This is a genomic window from Kaistia hirudinis, from assembly GCF_014196455.1.
In the GTDB taxonomy this organism is placed as follows: Bacteria; Pseudomonadota; Alphaproteobacteria; order Rhizobiales; family Kaistiaceae; genus Kaistia; species Kaistia hirudinis.
This window is the reverse complement of record NZ_JACIDS010000004.1, coordinates 373,286-389,801: the sequence shown is the minus strand read 5'-3', so window position 1 is coordinate 389,801 and position 16,516 is coordinate 373,286. Positions and strand designations below refer to the sequence as shown.

Genomic DNA, 16,516 nt, shown 5'->3' with positions numbered 1-16,516 from the left:
ATCTGGTCTTCTCCGATCATATAGGCTTCGAGCAGCCGGCTCAAACCGCCCGCGCCGCTGCGACGATATCTTCCGCCGTTCGGAAGCTCCCCGGCTCCAGCAGGAACTGCCGCGCGAGACGTGCCGCCTTTGCCTCCAGCGGCGCCCGCGTCGCCGGGTCGGCGATCCGCTCGAAGTCGGCATTGTGGGCGAAGCCGAGGATGCGGCGGATCGTCTTGACGCCGGCATAGGCGACGGCATCGGCGAAGATCCGGTCGAGGAAGCGCGTGCGCGCCGCGTCCAGCGCCGCCGCATCGGCGGGGCCGAACATCGCCGGCGGATAGGCGTCGCCCGAAGCCTTGGTCTCCCAGAGCGCGCGGAAGCGGCTGGAAAAGGTGTTCCAGTAGACCGGCACCTGATCGAGGACCCAGTCCGCCGCTTCGCGCCGCTCGTCGCCCGCCTTGGCGTGGCCGGGCTGAGCGATGAAGTTCATCACCAGATTGGCGATGAAGGCGCCGACATCGAAGCCGATCGGGCCGAGGATCGCGAATTCCGGGTCCATGACGCGCGTGTCCGTCTCCGTCACCATCACCGAGCCGGTGTGCAGGTCGCCATGGATCAGCGCCTGGCCATCGGTGAGGAAGCGCCAGCCCCAGTCGGCGACGATCGTCTTCAGCGCTGAATCCGCGCGGAATTCGCGCGCGAGATCATCGAGATGCGGGCTGGTCCAGCGATTGCGCGGCGAGGTGCCGAGCGGATCGGTGAACACAACTTCCGCGGTGATGCGGAGCAGCGAGGTGTTCTTGGCGAAGGTCGAGGCCCACTCCGCCTTCTCCTCGATCGTCGCGCCAAGATCGGACGTCGCGAAAGTCGCCTGTGCCGTGAACTCACCGACGTCGCGGGCGACATTCGGATAGCGCCGTGCCTCGATCAGGCCGCGGCGCAAGATGATGTGCGGCGCCAGCTTCTCCATCACGATCGCATAGAGCGCGGGCTCGTAGTGATAGAAGGCCGGCACCAGGGCGCCGACGACCGGCGCCACGGCGCGGTAATAGGCCTGCTCGAAAAAGGCGCGGTCGAGCGGCAGCGGCCAGCTTTCGCCCGCGGCGCGCACATAGGGCAGCGCCTGCTTGACGCAGACCGAGCCGTCCGGCCCGTCCACGAGAAAGACGAGGTTCAGATTGCCGTCGCCGACTTCGACGACGGTCCAATCCGCCGGCTTGCCGCCGAGCCGGGCCTGGATCTCCGGCAGGCCGTCCAGAAAGGCGCGGACGGATTCCTCGTTGAGGGAATAATAGCCGGGCGGCGTGACGAGCGACATCGAAAGGGTTCTCCCAACGCAACATCGCCCCGCAGGCTGAGGGGCGATGTGAAAGGCGCGGATATTAGGGCAAATTCAGGCGATGCGGATACCGCCTCGCGACAGGACCAAGCGAGGCGAACGAATGGCTGGCACAGTCCGGATCCTAGTTGAACGCGTCCTGCACCAGCTTCGCATAGTCGAACTCGATGGCGTCGAGCGATTTCACGATCTCGGAGCCGGGTCCGCCGAGCTTCTCGACATAGGCCTCGCCTTGCGCCTGCTTGTCCCATTCATTGCCGACGAAGCGCGCCGACGCCGTTCCCGTTCCGTCGATCGTGGGTTGCGGCGGGCCGAATTCCGCTGCCGCCTTGGTGAGGCCGGCGAGGAACGCGGCGTTGTCCAGGCCCGAATAGGGCTTGCCGGCGGAATCGGCCACATTCAGGAAGATCTGGTCGTCGCCAAAGGCGGTATATCCGCCGCCGAGCCCCTTCTCGACGGAGGCGGCTTTCTCGAAGAAGGCTTGCGCGACCTTGGCGTCGAGCGTGTTCTCGGGGAACGTGACGACGACATAGCCGGTATTGCCGCCCTCATCGTCGAGGCCGGAGACCAGCACGCTGTATTGCCGGAAGACATAGCCGAGGCCCGCGGCAAACCGCTCCGCCTCGTCGCTGGAGACCTCTGCGGCGCTCTGCAGCGACGCGTTGGTCTTCAGCAGATAGCCGCCCGGCGTGACCTCGCTGATGATGTTCTCCGAATCGATCCCCACGGCGTCGGCGATGCGCGGGACGATGTCGACGAGGATCTTCTGCGAGAAGGCGGCGCGCTCGTCATAGCTCGCCGCCTTGAGCTTCGGCAGGTCGAAGCCGAAGGACGGGGTCGTCTCATAGGAAATGAGGAAGCTGTCCGGCTCCTCGGCGAGCGCGAGGCCCGCCGGGAGAAGAGCGAAGGCAGCGGCGAGCGCCGCCATGCCGAACCGTGACCGAAGCGTCGCCATCACCCGCACCCCTCCCCTCGTCGTCTGGACTTACTTGGCGGCCGGAATCCAGGGCGCCGTCGCCGCGTCGCTCTGGCCGAATGCCGGCAGCTTGGCGTCGAGGTCCTCGACCGTCTTGATGCCGGCAGCGCGCAGGTCCTTCTGCGTGATCAGAACCGGCTTCACGACGATGTTGTGGCCGGGATCCTCGCCCGCGATCAGCTTGGCGACGGCGCGCACCGAGACGGCGCCGACGACGGCCGGGTTGGTCGCGGCGGTGGCGACCCACGGGCTGCCCTCGGCGGTGATTTCGGTGATGTCGGCGGTCGACACGTCGGCCGAATAGATCTTCACCTTGTCGGAGATGCCGAGTTCGTCGGTCGCGAGCTTCACGCCGCGGGCGAACTCGTCATAGGGGGCGAAGACGACGGTGATGTCGGGATTGGCGCGGAAGGCGGCCTTGGCCTGGTCGGCGGTCGAGGTCGCGGTCGTGTCGTTCACGGCGCCGAAATGCGCCTTCTCGACGATGCCGGGATTGGCCTTCTTCACCTCTTCCCAGATCTCGTTGCGGCGGTCGAGCGGGGCGAAGCCGGCGACATAGACATAGCCCGCGTTGAACGCGGTGCCATTGTCGGCGAGCGCCTGGCCGAGCGCGGCCTTGGCGAGCTCATGGTCGGACTGCTCGACCTGCGGGATCTTCGGATTGTCGAGATTGACGTCGAAGGCCACGACCTTGATGCCGGCATCGAGCGCCTTCTGAGCGACGTCCTTCAGCGCCTCGGGCTGGCCATGGTCGATGATGATGCCCTGGACGCCGAGATTGATCGCCTGCTCGACCTGCTCGCGCTGCGCGGCAGCATCCTGGCGGCCGGAGAAGATCTGGAGATCGATGCCGAGTTCCTTCGCCTGCTTCTGGGCGCCGGCCTGGTAGGCCTGGAAGAAGTCGCCGGCGGAGATGAAGGTGACGAGCGCCACCTTGACGCCGCCCTTGTCGAACGGCGCCGGCGCGCCGGCGATGCCCTCGGCGAAGGCGGAGCCGCCGAGCAGCGAGCCGACGAGAAGCCCGGCCCCGGCAAGGCGGAGAATGGTACGGCGTTTCATGGTGGTCTCTCCCGATGTATCTTCTTCTGCCACGCGCCGTCGAGGGCGCCGTGCTGCGCCCTTTACGACGAGCCCAAAAGAGGTGAACTCGCAATCATTTTTTGATACAGCGGCTGATCTCGGCCGCGGAACGAAGGATTTTCCATTTGAAGGCCGATAAATGGGAAAATCCGCCTCGGATTGCGCCGGATCGCGGAGTTAGGTGAGAAAAAGACGGAGCCGTCGCGCAGCGGCACCGTCCGTTGGAGAATTGGGATGGCAACGACCGTCCATTTGGCGGGCGAAGGCAATGACGAGGCGCATGCGGTCGCCGAGGTGATCGCAGCGGGTCGTCGGGCGTCCGCACGCCATTGGGTGCCCGCGACCTCGGGCAATTTCTCGGCGCGGATCGACGCCGGCCGCATCGCGATCACCCGTTCGGGCGTCGACAAGGGCGCGCTGCTCGCCGCCGACATCCTGATCCAGCCGCTCGATGCGCCGCTGCTGCCGCGCTCCTCGGCCGAGGCGCCGCTGCATGTCGCGCTCTATCACCAGCATCCGGAGATCGGCGCGATCTTCCATGTCCACAGCCCCGCGGCGACCGTGATCGCCCGTCTCGCCGAGGCGGAAGGTCGCGTGATCCTGAACGGCTGGGAGCTGCAGAAGGCGCTCGCCGGCGTCACCACGCACGAGGCGCGCGTCGAGGTTCCGGTCTTCGCCAACGAGCAGGATACGGAGACGCTCGCGGCTCGGGTCGATGCCCGCTTCGCCGCATTCGGCGCCGACGTTCATGCCGCGCCCGGCTATCTTCTCTCGGGCCACGGCCTCTATGCTTGGGGCCGCACCCCGGCCGAGGCCGCCCGCCATCTCGAAGCCCTCGAAGCGCTTTTCGATTTCGAGCTTTCATATCGGAGGTTCACGCCATGACCACGCTCATCATCTATCCCGACAAGAATCCGGACCATCCCGACGTCACGACCAGCGATCCGGCTGAGATTGCCGATCTGCTCGGCAAGGTTGGCGTGCATTTCGAGCGCTGGAAGGCGAGCGCCGAGTTGCCCGAGGGCGCGATGCAGGAACAGGTGATCGCGGCCTATCAGACCGAGGTCGATCGTCTTTCCGCCGCGGCTGGCTACCAGTCCGTCGACGTGATCCGCCTGACGCCCGACAATCCGAAGAAGACAGAGCTGCGCGCCAAGTTCCTCGACGAGCACACCCATGACGAGGACGAAGTCCGCTTCTTCGTCGAAGGGTCGGGCGCCTTCTATCTGCATCTCGGCGACAAGGTCTATCAGGTGGTCTGCACCCGCGACGACCTGCTCTCGGTCCCCGCCGGCACGCTGCACTGGTTCGACATGGGCCCCGAGCCCCGCTTCACCTGCATCCGCCTCTTCACCACGCCGGAAGGCTGGGTCGCCAAGTTCACGGGCGACAAGATCTCCGAATCGATCCCGCGCTTCGCGGAGAAGGTCGCGGCCTGACCAGCCCGCTTCGGCGTCGAGGCGCTCAGCGACGGCATCACGTCGTCACTGCGCGCCTCGCTTCGACAAGTGGTCCTTGACGCAGGAGAGCCTCGGTCGATACACAACCGTTAGGTACACGGGGAGTAATCTTCCCGCTACGCTGAGCGTGTTGGGAATCGGGATGAAGGACCGGATCACTCACTCGGCCCTCTCACGGCGAAGCCTGCTGATCTCAGGTGCTTTCGCCGCAGGTGCCTTGACAGTCGGTTTCTCGCTCGCTGGCCTTGGTAGAAAGTCGGCGCAGCCGAACCCTGCCGACATCGAACTCAACAACTGGGTTGTCGTCACACCACAGAACCGGGTCGTCCTGCGCATCGGCCAGATGGAGATGGGCCAGGGGACGATCACGATGATGGCTCAGTTGCTGGCAGAGGAGCTCGAGGCGGACTGGTCGACAATCGGCTTCGAGTTTGTGCCGGTCTGGCGCAATCTCGCCGAATCGCAGCCTTTCGGGCGAACGACGACCGAAGCAAGCTTCGGTCTGCGCGATTCCGACCTCAGGCTCAGGACGGCGGGAGCTCAGGTCCGTATGATGCTGACCAAAGCCGCCGCGGCGAGATGGCGCGTTCCGAGCGACCGCCTCGTCGCGAAGGACGGAGCGGTCATCGATACCCAGACCGGCAGGAGCCTGAGCTACGGCGATCTGGCATCGGAGGCGGCGACACTTCCGGTGCCCGACGCAAGAAGCGTTCGCCTGAAGGAGGCCAAGGATTGGCGTCATGTCGGGCGATCCGTTCAGCGACTGGACTTGCCCGGAAAAGTGGTCGGTGCCGGGGTCTTCGGTATCGATGTGCAACTGGACGGCATGGTGTTCGCCGCGGTGGCGGCTTGCCCCTATTTCGGCGGGAGCCCCAGGGTCTTTGCCACGAAAGCACTGGCCGAACAGCCCGGCGTGCGTCAGGTCCTTGTGCTCGACGAGCCAGCGCTGCTCGCCGCTGGGTCCCAGCGAGCCGTCGCGGTGATCGCCGGGAACTGGTGGGATGCGAAGCGAGCGCTCGATTCGATTCCCATTGAGTGGGATGTCCCTTCCGACTTGAGGACGAGACGATCAGCGCACAGCTGCTCGCCGGGCTCGAAGGCGCGCCCTACAGGGTGCTACGGCGCGACGGCGACCCGGCAGAGGCGCTGCGGCAGGCGGCGGGCACCTTCGAGGCTGACTATGTCTTTCCCTATCTGGAACATGGCGCGCTCGAGCCCATGAATGCCACCGCTGTGGTGCGCGATGACGGCTTCGAGGTCTGGGCGCCGACGCAAGCTCCGGAAGAGGCGCTGCGCGTTGCGGCCGCCATCACCGGCATGCCTGTCGAGACCGGCCGGCTGCACCCCACGCAGATGGGCGGAGGATTCGGCCGCCGTCTCCATAGCGACGCCATCGCACAGGCCGTAGCTGTCGCCAAGACCATGCGCGGCACCCCGGTCAAGCTGGTCTGGAGTCGTGAGGAGACCATGCGACATGGGATCTATCGCCAGAGCGCGATGGTACGCATGCGCGCCGGCTTCAATGCCAACGGAAGACTCGCGGCTTGGACGCACCGAATCTCCGGCCAGACCAAGGACGATAGCCACGCCATGGTCAATTCGACCTATGGCGCCGATTCCATTCTCTTTTCCATTCCGAACATCCTGGTCGATTGGGCAGCCGAACCGCTCGGCGTCCCCGTCGGACTGATGCGCGGCGTCGGCAATTCGATCGACGTGTTCGCAATACAGAGCTTCCTCGGCGAACTGGCGCACCAAGCAGGCTCCGACGCCTACCGGTTCCAGCGCGCTCTCCTGGACCCAGCGACCACCCCTCCTGAGGTGCCACTTCTGGAGTTCGACCAACCTCTGCCGTCCGCCGAACGCGCGGGCAGGCTGCGTGCGGTGCTGGACGAGGCTGCGAAGCGCTCCAACTGGGACACGCCCATGCCGCGCGGGCGCGGACGTGGCATCGCAGCGCACGAGTACCAGGGCGGCTTCTACGCCGTCGTCGTCGAGGTCACGCTGGACGGCCACGGCAGCCTCAAGGTCGATCGCGTGCTGGTTGTCGCTGACGTCGGCATGCTTGGGAACCCGCGCAATGCAGAGGCGCAAGTAGAGGGCGGCGTCGCATTCGGACTGTCGTCCGCTCTCTACGGACGGATCAGTTTCGAGGACGGCATGGTTCAGCAGGGCAATTTCGACACCTACGAATTGCTGCGCGCCGATGCCATGCCAGATGTCCAGATTCACTGGATAACAGATCGACAGTTCTGGGGGGACGTCTCTCAGGGTGCGGTCAGCGTCGTGCCGCCGGCGCTCACCAATGCGATCTATGATGCTTGGCGGGCCGCGAATCCGCAAGCTGCCCGTCTGCGATCACGCCCTCTTGCCGCGCGAGACATGATGGCTGTCCGGAAGATCAACCTCAGCATAAACGGCGAACAGCACAGCGCGGAAGTCGATGAGGACACACCGCTGCTGTGGGTCCTGCGCGACGTGTTTGGCCTCGTGGGCACGAAATATGGTTGCGGAATCGGCGCATGCGGTTGCTGCACCGTTCATATCGACGGCGAAGCGGCATTCGCCTGCCTGACGCCGATAGGCTCGCTGGAGGGTCGCAATGTCCGCACGATCGAGGGTCTTTCACCGGACGGGACGCACCCGCTGCAGCGGGCCTGGATCGAGGAGCAGGTGCCGCAATGCGGCTATTGCCAGTCGGGCCAACTCATGCGCGCCGCTGCATTGCTGGCGCACAACAACGCGCCGACGCGGGAAGAGATCATCGCCGAGATGCACGCCAATCTCTGCCGTTGCGGTACCTATCAGCGGATCGTCAAGGCGATAGAACGCGCCGGCGCTCTGATCAGAGGTGCGACGATCAGACCCGACGAAAGCAGGTCCTCGGGCTGACACGACCGCGACTTTTCACTCAGGCAGTGACTGAATCACCTGCCTTGCCGAACACAAACACAATACTCCGTTCGTCACCGAACATTTCGGTGCGCACGAGCGCTCGACCGACCGACAGCAAGTTCATGTCCGCGAAGAGTCGTATGACCTCCTCCTCGGTATAGGCGCGGCTGTACATGTCCTGGCCGGCGATATTGACCATCGCTACGGCATCAGCGTCTTCGCCATCGGCCGCTTCGTTGAGCGCGACGAAGCACCGACCTCCCGGCCTTAGCGCCTTGGCGATCTTGGCGGCAACGACACCGAACGAGGCGGGATCCAGGCAAAGCATCGAGTAGCTGGCGACGACCGCATCGAATTCAGCCTGGTAGGAGATCTCCGTCATCGACTGGCAGACGAAGGTCGCGCCTGGAACCGCTTGCCGTGCCGCCGCGATCATCTCTTCGGCGAAATCAACGCCCACAACCTCGAACCCTCGATCAGCAAGCAGCTTGGCAACGGTAGTGCCCGGCCCGCATCCTAGATCGAGCACGCGTCCACCGCCCGGAAGCGCGTCGATGAGGGCCATGAGCCCATCGCGGTAGTGCTGGTAGCCGAGATAGGGCGAAACAACGCTCGCTCCGATCGCCTCCCAGCCACTTCGATTGAGATCGCTCGTCCCCTCGCCGTTCACGGTCCCATCCCTGAAGCGCCGGTCAGAACTTCCGGCCAAGCCCTGCATCACGTCGACGCGATATTTTTCGGCCCTTGCACAACCGTCCTCCGAAGGCGTGGAGCACCTTGTCGACATAGGGTCGCTTCGTGCATCAGTGCAGCAGCATCGCCGACTAAATCAACCCCATCCGTAGTTGAATTGTTATCATGACTCGCATCCTCCTCCACAGCGCCGCACTTCTCACCGTCGATCGCCAGGATCGCGTCATCGATGATGGCTGGCTGGTGATCGAGGACGGGCGGATTGCCGATCTCGGGCCCGCATCGATGCGGCCTGGCGCGCGCGGTTTCGACGAGGTGATCGACCTTTCCGGGCATGTCCTGATGCCCGGCCTCGTCAATGCGCATACCCACAGCGCCATGATCCTGTTCCGCGGCCATGCCGAGGGGCAGAGCCTCCTCACCATGGATGGCTGGTACAATGCGATCCGCGAGCCGGAGCTTGCGATGGTCGCCGAGGATATGGCGCCGGCCGTGGCGCTCTCCTGCGCCGAGATGGCGCTCTCGGGCACGACCACCTTCTGCGACCAGTATTTCTTCGCCGAGGAGATCGCCGCCGCCGCGGCCACGGCGGGCCTTCGCGCCGTCATCGCCTATGGCATCGTGCAGCTCGGCGACGCCGCGCGCGGCACGGAAGAGCTTGCGAAGGCGTCGGCCTTCGTCGAGGGCCAGCGCTCGGCCGATGGGCGGATCATTCCCTGGTTCGGCCCGCATGCGCCCTATGTCGACAATACCGAAGCGCTGCTCACCGAGGAGGTGAAGGTCGCGAACCGGCTCGGCTGCGGCATCCATCTGCATATGGCCTGCGGTCCCGAGGACAACGAGCTGACGCTCGAGCGCTACGGCACAACCGCCTCGGTGGCGCTCGAAAAGGCCGGCTTCTTCAATGGCCGCATCCATGCCGCCCATTGCCTCGATCTTTCGGACGAAGACATCGCCGTCTTCGCCCGCGCGGAAGCCGCCTCGGTCGCGCACTGCGCCTCGGCGGGCCTGCGGTCCGGGCGCGAGGCGATCTGCCCGGTCGTGCCGCTGCGCGAAACCGGCGTCACCGTCGCCCTCGGAACCGACAATGTCGCGGCCAACAATGCCTATGACATGGTGAGCGAGATGCGCGTCGCCGGCCTCGTCGCCTCGCATCGCGAGGGCCGGGCGCAGCCCGTTTCCTCGCGCGAACTCGTTCGCATGGCGACGATCGAGGGTGCGCGGGCGCTCGGCCTCGACCACGAGATCGGCAGCCTCGAGATCGGCAAGTCCGCCGACCTCGTCGCGATCGACATTTCCGGGCCGGGCTATTCCAACACGCCGGACCTTGCAACGCTGCTGGTCTATTCCGGCTCCGGCCGCGACACGCGCCATGTCTTCGTCGCCGGCGAACAGCTCGTGCGCGACCGCCGGCTGACGCGGCGCCCGTTCGGCGCGATCCGCAGCGACTATGACGCGGCCTATCGCGCCTTCTGGGCGCGGGTCGCGGCGGCGAAAAAGGCGGCGTGATGATGCAGAGACAGCTTCTCGTCGATACGGATGGCGGCACGGACGACGCGATGGCGCTCGCCGTTCTGGCCGCGAGCGGCCGGGCGCCGGATTTCGTCACCACGGTCTTCGGCAATGTCTCGCTCGGCCAGGCGAGCGACAACATCCTCGCGACGCTCGCCGTGCTCGGCATCGACGCGCCGGTCCATGCCGGCGCCGACCGCCCGCTGATCGGCGCGGCGATCAACGCGGCCGACGTGCACGGCGATGACGGCCTCGGCGGCGCGCCGCGGCCCGCGCACCTGCCGCCACTCGCCTCAAAGGACGGCGTCGATTTCCTCCGATCTGCGCTCCGTCGGGCGATGACGGAAGGGCCGCTCGACATCCTGGCGCTCGGCCCGCTCACCAATCTCGCTCTGGCGCTCAGGACCGAACCTGCGCTCGTCGCCGGCATCGGCCGGCTGGTGATCATGGGCGGCACGTCGCGGGGCCGCGGCAATGTCACCGGCGCGGCGGAGTTCAACATCCTCGCGGATCCGGAAGCCGCCGCCATCGTGCTCGCGCTGGCCGCGCCGACCGAGCTCGTGCCCTGGGAGCCCTGCGTCGACGCGACGCTCTCCGGCGCGGAACTCGACGCCGTGTTCGCGCGGGCCCGAACCGGCGCGCGCCACGCCTTCCTGAAGGCACTGGTCGACCAGCTCCGCCGCGTCACCATCGCCTATGGCGGGACCGACGGCTTCGCGCCGCCCGACCCGCTCGCCGCCGCCGTGCTCGTCGATCCCGAAATCGCGACGACGATCGTGCGCGCCGGCGTCGCCGTCGAATGCGGCGGCCTCTATGCCCGCGGCGCGACGATCTTCGACGAACCGCCCAAATGGGGACTGCCGCCGATCAGCACCGTCGACGGCATCGATGTGCCGCGCTTCAAGGCGCTGTTCCTCGGCGCGATCGAGCGCCTCTGCGAAACCGGCTGAAGCCGGTTCGCAGCGTCGCTGGCGCCGACCTCGACGCGGTCGCGCATCGGTCGCGGCGAGCCGTCCCACGCGAAAAAAAGCCGTGGATGGAGCGGCCGGCCCCGCCGTGGCCGGCGTCGCATTTTGCCTGCTTTTTGATCATCGCCCCGCCGGCGCTAGCCACATGGCACCCGTGGGGTGGCGTGCCTGCGGACCCAGACAGGCGCGAGCGACCCGGAAATCCACGACCATCGGCTGCAATCGCCCAAGCTTTGCACGCCAGGGCGACAGTTTTTGAGCTTGCACTAAAATTAGGCCCTCATAGGATGGCCTCCCATCCCGGTGTCGCGCTGCGCAGGCGGCGACGGCCCTTGTGGATTCGTCAAGAATGTGGCGTCGTTCGAGCGTCACAGCCAATCGGCAGGGAGACCAGTTCGATGAAGAAGGTTTTGAAGGCGCTGTCCCAGGGCGCCGCGGCGCTGACCGTGGCGACGGGCCTCGGCATGGCAGCCCTTCCGGCACATGCCGAGTCCACCTACACGAAAGAACACCCGCTCAAGGTCGCGCTGGTGCTGAACGGCACGCTCGGCGACAAGAGCTTCTTCGATTCGGCCCAGCGCGGCATGGATCAGGCGATGAAGGAATTGCCTGTCACCGTGAAGACGATCGAGCCCGGCTATGATCGCGGCAAGTGGCAGCCTGCGCTCGCTGACGCGGCCGATGGCGACTATGACGTCATCATCGCCGGCACGTTCGACATGGCCGGCTTCGTCGCCGACATCGCGCCGCAGTACCCGGACAAGAAGTTCATCCTGTTCGACGACACGGTCGACTATTCGAAGGGCGGCTTCGACAACGTCCTCTCGGTCCAGTACCGCACCTCGACGGCGGCCTATCTCGCCGGCTATGCGGCGGCCAAGGTTTCGAAGACCGGCACGCTCGGCCAGATCCTCGGCACCGAGGGCTCCGTGATCCTCGAATTCGTCGTCGGCTTCGAACAGGGCGCCAAGGCGGCCAACCCGAACGCCAAGTTGCTCCGCGCCACTGTCAATTCGGCCACGCCGTTCAATGACCCTGCCAAGGGCAAGGAACTGGCTCTGGCGCAGATCCAGCAGGGCGCGGACGTGATCTTCCCGATCGCCGGCTCGACCGGCATCGGCGCGCTGCAGGCGGCGCGCGACGACAAGAAGCTCGCGATCGGCGTCGACAGCGACCAGGCGACGATCTTCGCCGCGACCGACCCGGCCCAGGCCGAAGTCATCCTGACCTCGGTCGAGAAGCGCGTCGGCGAGTCGCTCTTCCTGATCCTGAAGCAGACCGTGGACGGCACCGCCAAGTATGGCACGTCGTCGATCCTCGGCCTGCAGGAAGGCGCCGTCGGCATCTCCGAGAACAAGTACTACGACGCGCTCGTTCCCGAGGCTGTCCGCAAGGAAGTCAAGGAGCAGGAGCAGAAGATCATCTCCGGTGAGATCAAGGTCGAGACGACCATGAACTAAGGCGCACGGCGGGCGGCCGGGGACATCCGGCCGCCCGCCGGCCTTTGTTCGCCTTTGAGAACCCTTGGGCTCGTTGCCAGAGCCTCGTCACGATCTTGCGGCTTGGTCCCCGGCAATGCCGGCCGCCTGAAGTTCCGGACCCGATGACCCTCATTCTCGAAGCCCGCGGGATCGACAAGACCTATCCGGGCGGCGTTCACGCCAACCAGAACATCGATCTTTCCGTCACGGCCGGCACGGTCCACGCCGTCGTCGGCGAGAACGGCGCCGGCAAGTCGACGCTGATGAAAATCCTGTTCGGCGTCGAGCAGCCCAATGCCGGAGAGATCCTCCTCGACGGCAAGCCGATCGTCCTGCATTCGCCGCGCGCCGCCATCGCGGCCGGCATCGGGATGGTGTTCCAGCATTTCTCGCTCGTTCCCTCCTTCACCGTCGCCGAGAACGTCGTGCTCGGCGTCGAGCCGCGCAGCGGGCTGAAGCTGGATCGCAAGCGCGCCGCCGAGACCGTGCAGGCGCTCGCCGAGCGCTTCCGCCTTCCGGTCGATGTCGAGAGCCCCGTCGAGCGGCTCCCCGTCGGCCAGCAGCAGCGCGTCGAGATCCTGAAGGCGCTCTATCGCGAGGCGCGCGTCCTGATCCTGGACGAGCCGACCGCCGTGCTCGCGCCACAGGAGGTGGTCGAGCTGTTCGCCGCGATCCGCTCTCTGACCGAGCAGGGCCGCACGATCCTCTTCATCGCCCACAAGCTGCCCGAAGTGCTCGAGATTTCCGACCGCATCTCGGTGATGCGCGCCGGCAAGATGGTCGGCGAGGTCGCCGCGAGCGAGGCGACGGAGAAGAGCCTCGCCCGCATGATGGTCGGCCGCGACGTGGCGCTCAAGGTCGAGCGCGCGCATAAGGGCCCGCACGAGCATTTCTGCCGTATCGCCGGCCTCACGGTGAAGAACGACCGCGGCCTCGACGCGATCAAGGACATGGACCTCGTGCTGCGCACCGGCGAGATCGTCGGCATCGCGGCGGTCGAGGGCAACGGCCAGAGCGAGCTCTTCGATGCGCTCGGGGGCCTGCGCCCGATCGAGGGCGGATCGGTCGAACTCGGCGGCATCGACGTCACCGACCTCAGCGTCGAGGAAAAGCGCGACGCCGGCCTCGCCCATATCCCCGAGGATCGCATCGCGACCGGCAGCGCCGGCGGCGCTACGATCGCCGAGAACATCGTCGCGACCGAGCTCGGCGATACGCGCTTCGTGCGCCGCGGCCTGCTCGACGGCAAGGCGATCCGCGACCACGCGGTCGAGCTGATCGCGAAGTTCTCCGTCCGGGCGCCCGGTCCGGATGCGGCGATCGGGACGCTCTCGGGCGGCAACATGCAGAAGGTCGTCGTGGCGCGCGAACTTTCCGCCAAGCCGCGCATGCTCCTCGTGTCGCACCCCACGCGCGGCGTCGATCTCGGCGCCACGGAATTCATCTGGCAAAGGCTCGCCGAGGCCCGTGACGGGGGTGCGTCCATCCTCCTCACCTCCGCCGACCTTTCCGAATTGCTGGCGCTGGCCGACAGAATGATCGTTCTCTACCGCGGCCGCATCGTCGCCGCCTTCGCCAACACGGCTGACCTGACACCGGAAGTGCTCGGCAGCTACATGCTCGGCTTCGCCGCGCAGGGCCACGAGGAACTGAAGGCGGCGCTCGCATGACCCAGGGCAAGCTGATCCTGTCCGAAACCGGCCGCATGATCTTCGCGGCCGTCATCGCCCTCGCCGTGGCGCTGGTGATCATCCTCCTGTCCTCGAAGACGCCGCTCGAAACCTTCCAGACCTTCCTGACTGGCCCGCTCTCCTCGAAGCGCACCGTCGGCACCTGGATCGACGACGCCTCGAAGCTCGCGCTCGCCGGCCTCGCCTTCTCGCTCGTGTTCCAGGCGCGGCAATTCGCGCTCGGCGTGCAGGGACAGGTCTATATCGGCGGCCTGCTGGCCTCGACGATCGCGCTCTCGCCGCTCGGCCTCTCCTGGATTTCGATCCCGCTTGGCGCCATCGCGGCGATGCTTGGGGGCGCCCTCCTCGGCTTCATTCCCGGCTATGCCAAGGCCAAGCTGAACGCCAACGAGATCGTCTCCTCGCTGATGCTCAACTACATCGCGTACGACTTCACGGCGATGATGCTGCGCCTCTACCTCGCCTCGCCGAAAAGCGGCCTCACGGCGTCCGATCCCTTCCCGCCGACGGCCGTCTATCCCGCCTTCATCGCGCGCACGCGCATGGATCTCGGCCTGGTGCTCGCGCTCGTCACGGTCGTCGTCGTCTGGTTCCTGCTCTATCGCACCGCCTGGGGCCTCAAGCTGCGCCTCACGGGCCACAATGCGCGCTTCGCCGCCTATTCGGGCATCCGCTCGAACTTCATCATGGTCAGCGCGATGACGGTCTCCGGCGCGATCGGCGGCCTGCTCGGCGCGCTGTTCGTGCAGGGCACGGGCTTTGCGAAACTCGCCGCCGGCTTCGAGGCAGGCCTCTCCTTCGAGGGCATCCTGATCGCCATCGTCGCCCGCAACCGGCCGCTCGCCATTCCCTTCGTCGCGCTCGGCTATGGCTATCTGCGCCAGGGCGCCGCGCTGATGGGCTACCGGACGGACGTCCCCGCCGAGGTGATCGGCATAGTGCAGGGCATCGTCATCCTGCTCGTCGCATCGTCCTTCACTTTGCCGGGCCGCGCCCTGCTCAATCGCATCATGGGCGGCCGGTCCGCTGCCGAGGCGAGCTAATGGAACTGATCCTCAACACGGTGTTCTCGGCCGCCTTCGTCGCTGCGATCATCCGCACGACGACGCCGATCCTGTTCGCCTCGCTCGGCGGCCTGCTGTCCGATCTCGTCGGCTCGCTCAACGTTGCCCTCGAAGGCATGATGCTGATTTCCTGCCTGACGGCGGTGCTCGTCTCCGCCTATGCGCCCTGGTATGTCGGCGTCGCCGCCGGCATGGTCGCGGGCGGCGCGCTCGGCGCGGTCATGGCGCTCTTCCATCTGCGCTTCAAGGCCGACGTCATCCTGGTCGGCTTCGCCATCAACATCATCGCCGCCGGCGGTACGGTGACGGCACTCAACCTCGCCACGGGCGACAAGGGCACCTCGATCGGCCGCGTCCTTTCGGCGGCGATCCCGGAGCTGGACCTGTCGTTCCTCGACCCCATCCCGGTCGTCGGGCCCGTCGTGACGCAGATGTTCTCCGGCCATTCCTACCTGACCTGGCTCGGCGCCTTCATGGTCTTCGCGATCTGGTATTTCCTGTACCGGATGCCGGGCGGATTGCGGTTCCGCGCCGTCGGCGAATACCCGCCCGCGGCGGAAGCGGCCGGCATCTCGCCGAACAAGCTGCGCACCTACGGCCTCATCGCCTCCGGCATGCTGGCCGGTCTCGGCGGAGCGCAGCTGGCGATGTTCAATTTTGTCGGCTTCACGCGCGACATGACCAATGGCCGCGGCTTCATCGCGCTCGGCGCCGTGCTGCTGGGCCGTCGCCATCCGGTGGGAACGGCCATCGCCGCGGTCCTGTTCGGGGCCTTCGAGGCGCTGTCCATCGCGCTGCCCGGCATCCTCCCCCAAATCCCGGGCGAGGTGATCCACATGATCCCGTTCGTCGTCACCGTCGTGGCGCTGATGCTGTCGTCGAAGCGCAAGCTGACGGCATAGCGGACGGACGGGCAACGCCACGATCGTCTGGACCCATTCCCGATTGGGTCCAGCCCCTGACTAGAAGCAGCGTTCGAGAAACGCCGCAGTCTCGTCCGAGATGCCGATGATCTTGTCGGTCGCCTGGCGATAGAGCTTGAAATTGAGCTCGGTCTCGGGGCGCCCGTCATCCCAGTCGGCATGGGCTCTCAGCTCACGCCGCCCGAGGGCGCGGCGGGCCAATGCGGCACGCTGGATTTCGATGCTGACCCGCGGCGTCTGGCGCTGGAGGTCGGAACGCCGAGGAACGGGCTCCGAAGCCGTCACGATGCCGCGCGCGACGAGGCCGGAGCCGCCCGCGTTTTCACTCGCGAACAGATAGACCAGATCGCCCGCGGCGATCCGCCTGCCGCCATACATGGTCTTCTGTCCGATGAAGACGAAGCGCTCCGCCGTCGGCTCGACGATCGCGGCCTTGATGGCATAAGCCATTT

15 protein-coding genes are annotated in these 16,516 nt (G+C 66.4%); 10 read left to right on the top strand and 5 right to left on the bottom strand.

The window, feature by feature from the left end:
* Positions 1–40: 40 nt before the first annotated feature.
* The 3 genes from mtnK to GGR25_RS16525 form a co-directional block, all read right to left on the bottom strand.
* Positions 41–1,300, bottom strand: a complete 1,260-nt coding sequence (gene mtnK, locus GGR25_RS16535; RefSeq protein ID WP_183399934.1) for an S-methyl-5-thioribose kinase — start codon at positions 1,298–1,300, stop codon at positions 41–43.
* 145 nt (positions 1,301–1,445) lie between these two features.
* Positions 1,446–2,276 carry a hypothetical protein gene (locus GGR25_RS16530; RefSeq protein WP_246409862.1) on the bottom strand — a complete coding sequence of 277 codons (831 nt, stop codon included), beginning with the start codon at positions 2,274–2,276 and terminating at the stop codon, positions 1,446–1,448.
* Between the two features lie 30 nt (positions 2,277–2,306).
* Complete coding sequence (locus GGR25_RS16525) at positions 2,307–3,356, bottom strand: substrate-binding domain-containing protein (RefSeq protein ID WP_183399933.1); 1,050 nt, start codon at positions 3,354–3,356, stop codon at positions 2,307–2,309.
* Between the two features lie 255 nt (positions 3,357–3,611).
* On the opposite strand from GGR25_RS16525, the gene mtnB reads away from it, so the two are divergent.
* The 4 genes from mtnB to GGR25_RS16505 all read left to right on the top strand — a co-directional run bounded on the left by mtnB (position 3,612) and on the right by GGR25_RS16505 (position 7,729).
* Positions 3,612–4,262: a methylthioribulose 1-phosphate dehydratase gene (mtnB, locus tag GGR25_RS16520; RefSeq protein WP_183399932.1), complete on the top strand. Its 651-nt coding sequence runs from the start codon at positions 3,612–3,614 to the stop codon at positions 4,260–4,262.
* Positions 4,259–4,816: a 1,2-dihydroxy-3-keto-5-methylthiopentene dioxygenase gene (locus GGR25_RS16515; protein WP_183399931.1), complete on the top strand. Its 558-nt coding sequence runs from the start codon at positions 4,259–4,261 to the stop codon at positions 4,814–4,816. The genes mtnB and GGR25_RS16515 overlap by 4 nt, the downstream gene beginning before the upstream one ends.
* Positions 4,817–4,979: 163 nt before the next feature.
* A complete protein-coding gene (locus GGR25_RS16510; protein ID WP_183399930.1) occupies positions 4,980–6,059 on the top strand; it encodes a molybdopterin cofactor-binding domain-containing protein in 1,080 nt (359 codons plus the stop codon).
* Positions 5,951–7,729 carry a molybdopterin cofactor-binding domain-containing protein gene (locus GGR25_RS16505; protein WP_183399929.1) on the top strand — a complete coding sequence of 593 codons (1,779 nt, stop codon included), beginning with the start codon at positions 5,951–5,953 and terminating at the stop codon, positions 7,727–7,729. Before GGR25_RS16510 ends, GGR25_RS16505 begins: the two co-directional genes overlap by 109 nt.
* Positions 7,730–7,748: 19 nt before the next feature.
* On the opposite strand, the gene GGR25_RS16500 is transcribed toward GGR25_RS16505, so the two are convergent.
* Entirely contained in the window at positions 7,749–8,402 is a 654-nt protein-coding gene (locus GGR25_RS16500) for a methyltransferase domain-containing protein (RefSeq protein ID WP_183399928.1), read from the bottom strand.
* Between the two features lie 188 nt (positions 8,403–8,590).
* On the opposite strand from GGR25_RS16500, the gene GGR25_RS16495 reads away from it, so the two are divergent.
* The 6 genes from GGR25_RS16495 to GGR25_RS16470 all read left to right on the top strand — a co-directional run bounded on the left by GGR25_RS16495 (position 8,591) and on the right by GGR25_RS16470 (position 16,043).
* Positions 8,591–9,934 carry an amidohydrolase family protein gene (locus GGR25_RS16495; RefSeq protein ID WP_183399927.1) on the top strand — a complete coding sequence of 448 codons (1,344 nt, stop codon included), beginning with the start codon at positions 8,591–8,593 and terminating at the stop codon, positions 9,932–9,934.
* Complete coding sequence (locus GGR25_RS16490) at positions 9,934–10,887, top strand: nucleoside hydrolase (protein ID WP_210299987.1); 954 nt, start codon at positions 9,934–9,936, stop codon at positions 10,885–10,887. The genes GGR25_RS16495 and GGR25_RS16490 overlap by 1 nt, the downstream gene beginning before the upstream one ends.
* 416 nt (positions 10,888–11,303) lie before the next feature.
* On the top strand, positions 11,304–12,365 hold the full coding sequence (locus tag GGR25_RS16485) for a BMP family lipoprotein (RefSeq protein ID WP_210299986.1): 1,062 nt from the start codon (positions 11,304–11,306) through the stop codon (positions 12,363–12,365).
* A 143-nt stretch (positions 12,366–12,508) separates the two neighbouring features.
* Positions 12,509–14,056: an ABC transporter ATP-binding protein gene (locus GGR25_RS16480; RefSeq protein WP_183399926.1), complete on the top strand. Its 1,548-nt coding sequence runs from the start codon at positions 12,509–12,511 to the stop codon at positions 14,054–14,056.
* Positions 14,053–15,120 (top strand): ABC transporter permease, encoded by a 1,068-nt coding sequence (locus GGR25_RS16475; protein WP_183399925.1) that lies wholly within the window; start codon positions 14,053–14,055, stop codon positions 15,118–15,120. The genes GGR25_RS16480 and GGR25_RS16475 overlap by 4 nt, the downstream gene beginning before the upstream one ends.
* Positions 15,120–16,043 carry an ABC transporter permease gene (locus GGR25_RS16470; protein ID WP_183399924.1) on the top strand — a complete coding sequence of 308 codons (924 nt, stop codon included), beginning with the start codon at positions 15,120–15,122 and terminating at the stop codon, positions 16,041–16,043. The genes GGR25_RS16475 and GGR25_RS16470 overlap by 1 nt, the downstream gene beginning before the upstream one ends.
* A 60-nt stretch (positions 16,044–16,103) precedes the next feature.
* On the opposite strand, the gene GGR25_RS16465 is transcribed toward GGR25_RS16470, so the two are convergent.
* Entirely contained in the window at positions 16,104–16,514 is a 411-nt protein-coding gene (locus tag GGR25_RS16465; RefSeq protein WP_183399923.1) for a hypothetical protein, read from the bottom strand.
* Between the last annotated feature and the right edge of the window lie 2 nt (positions 16,515–16,516).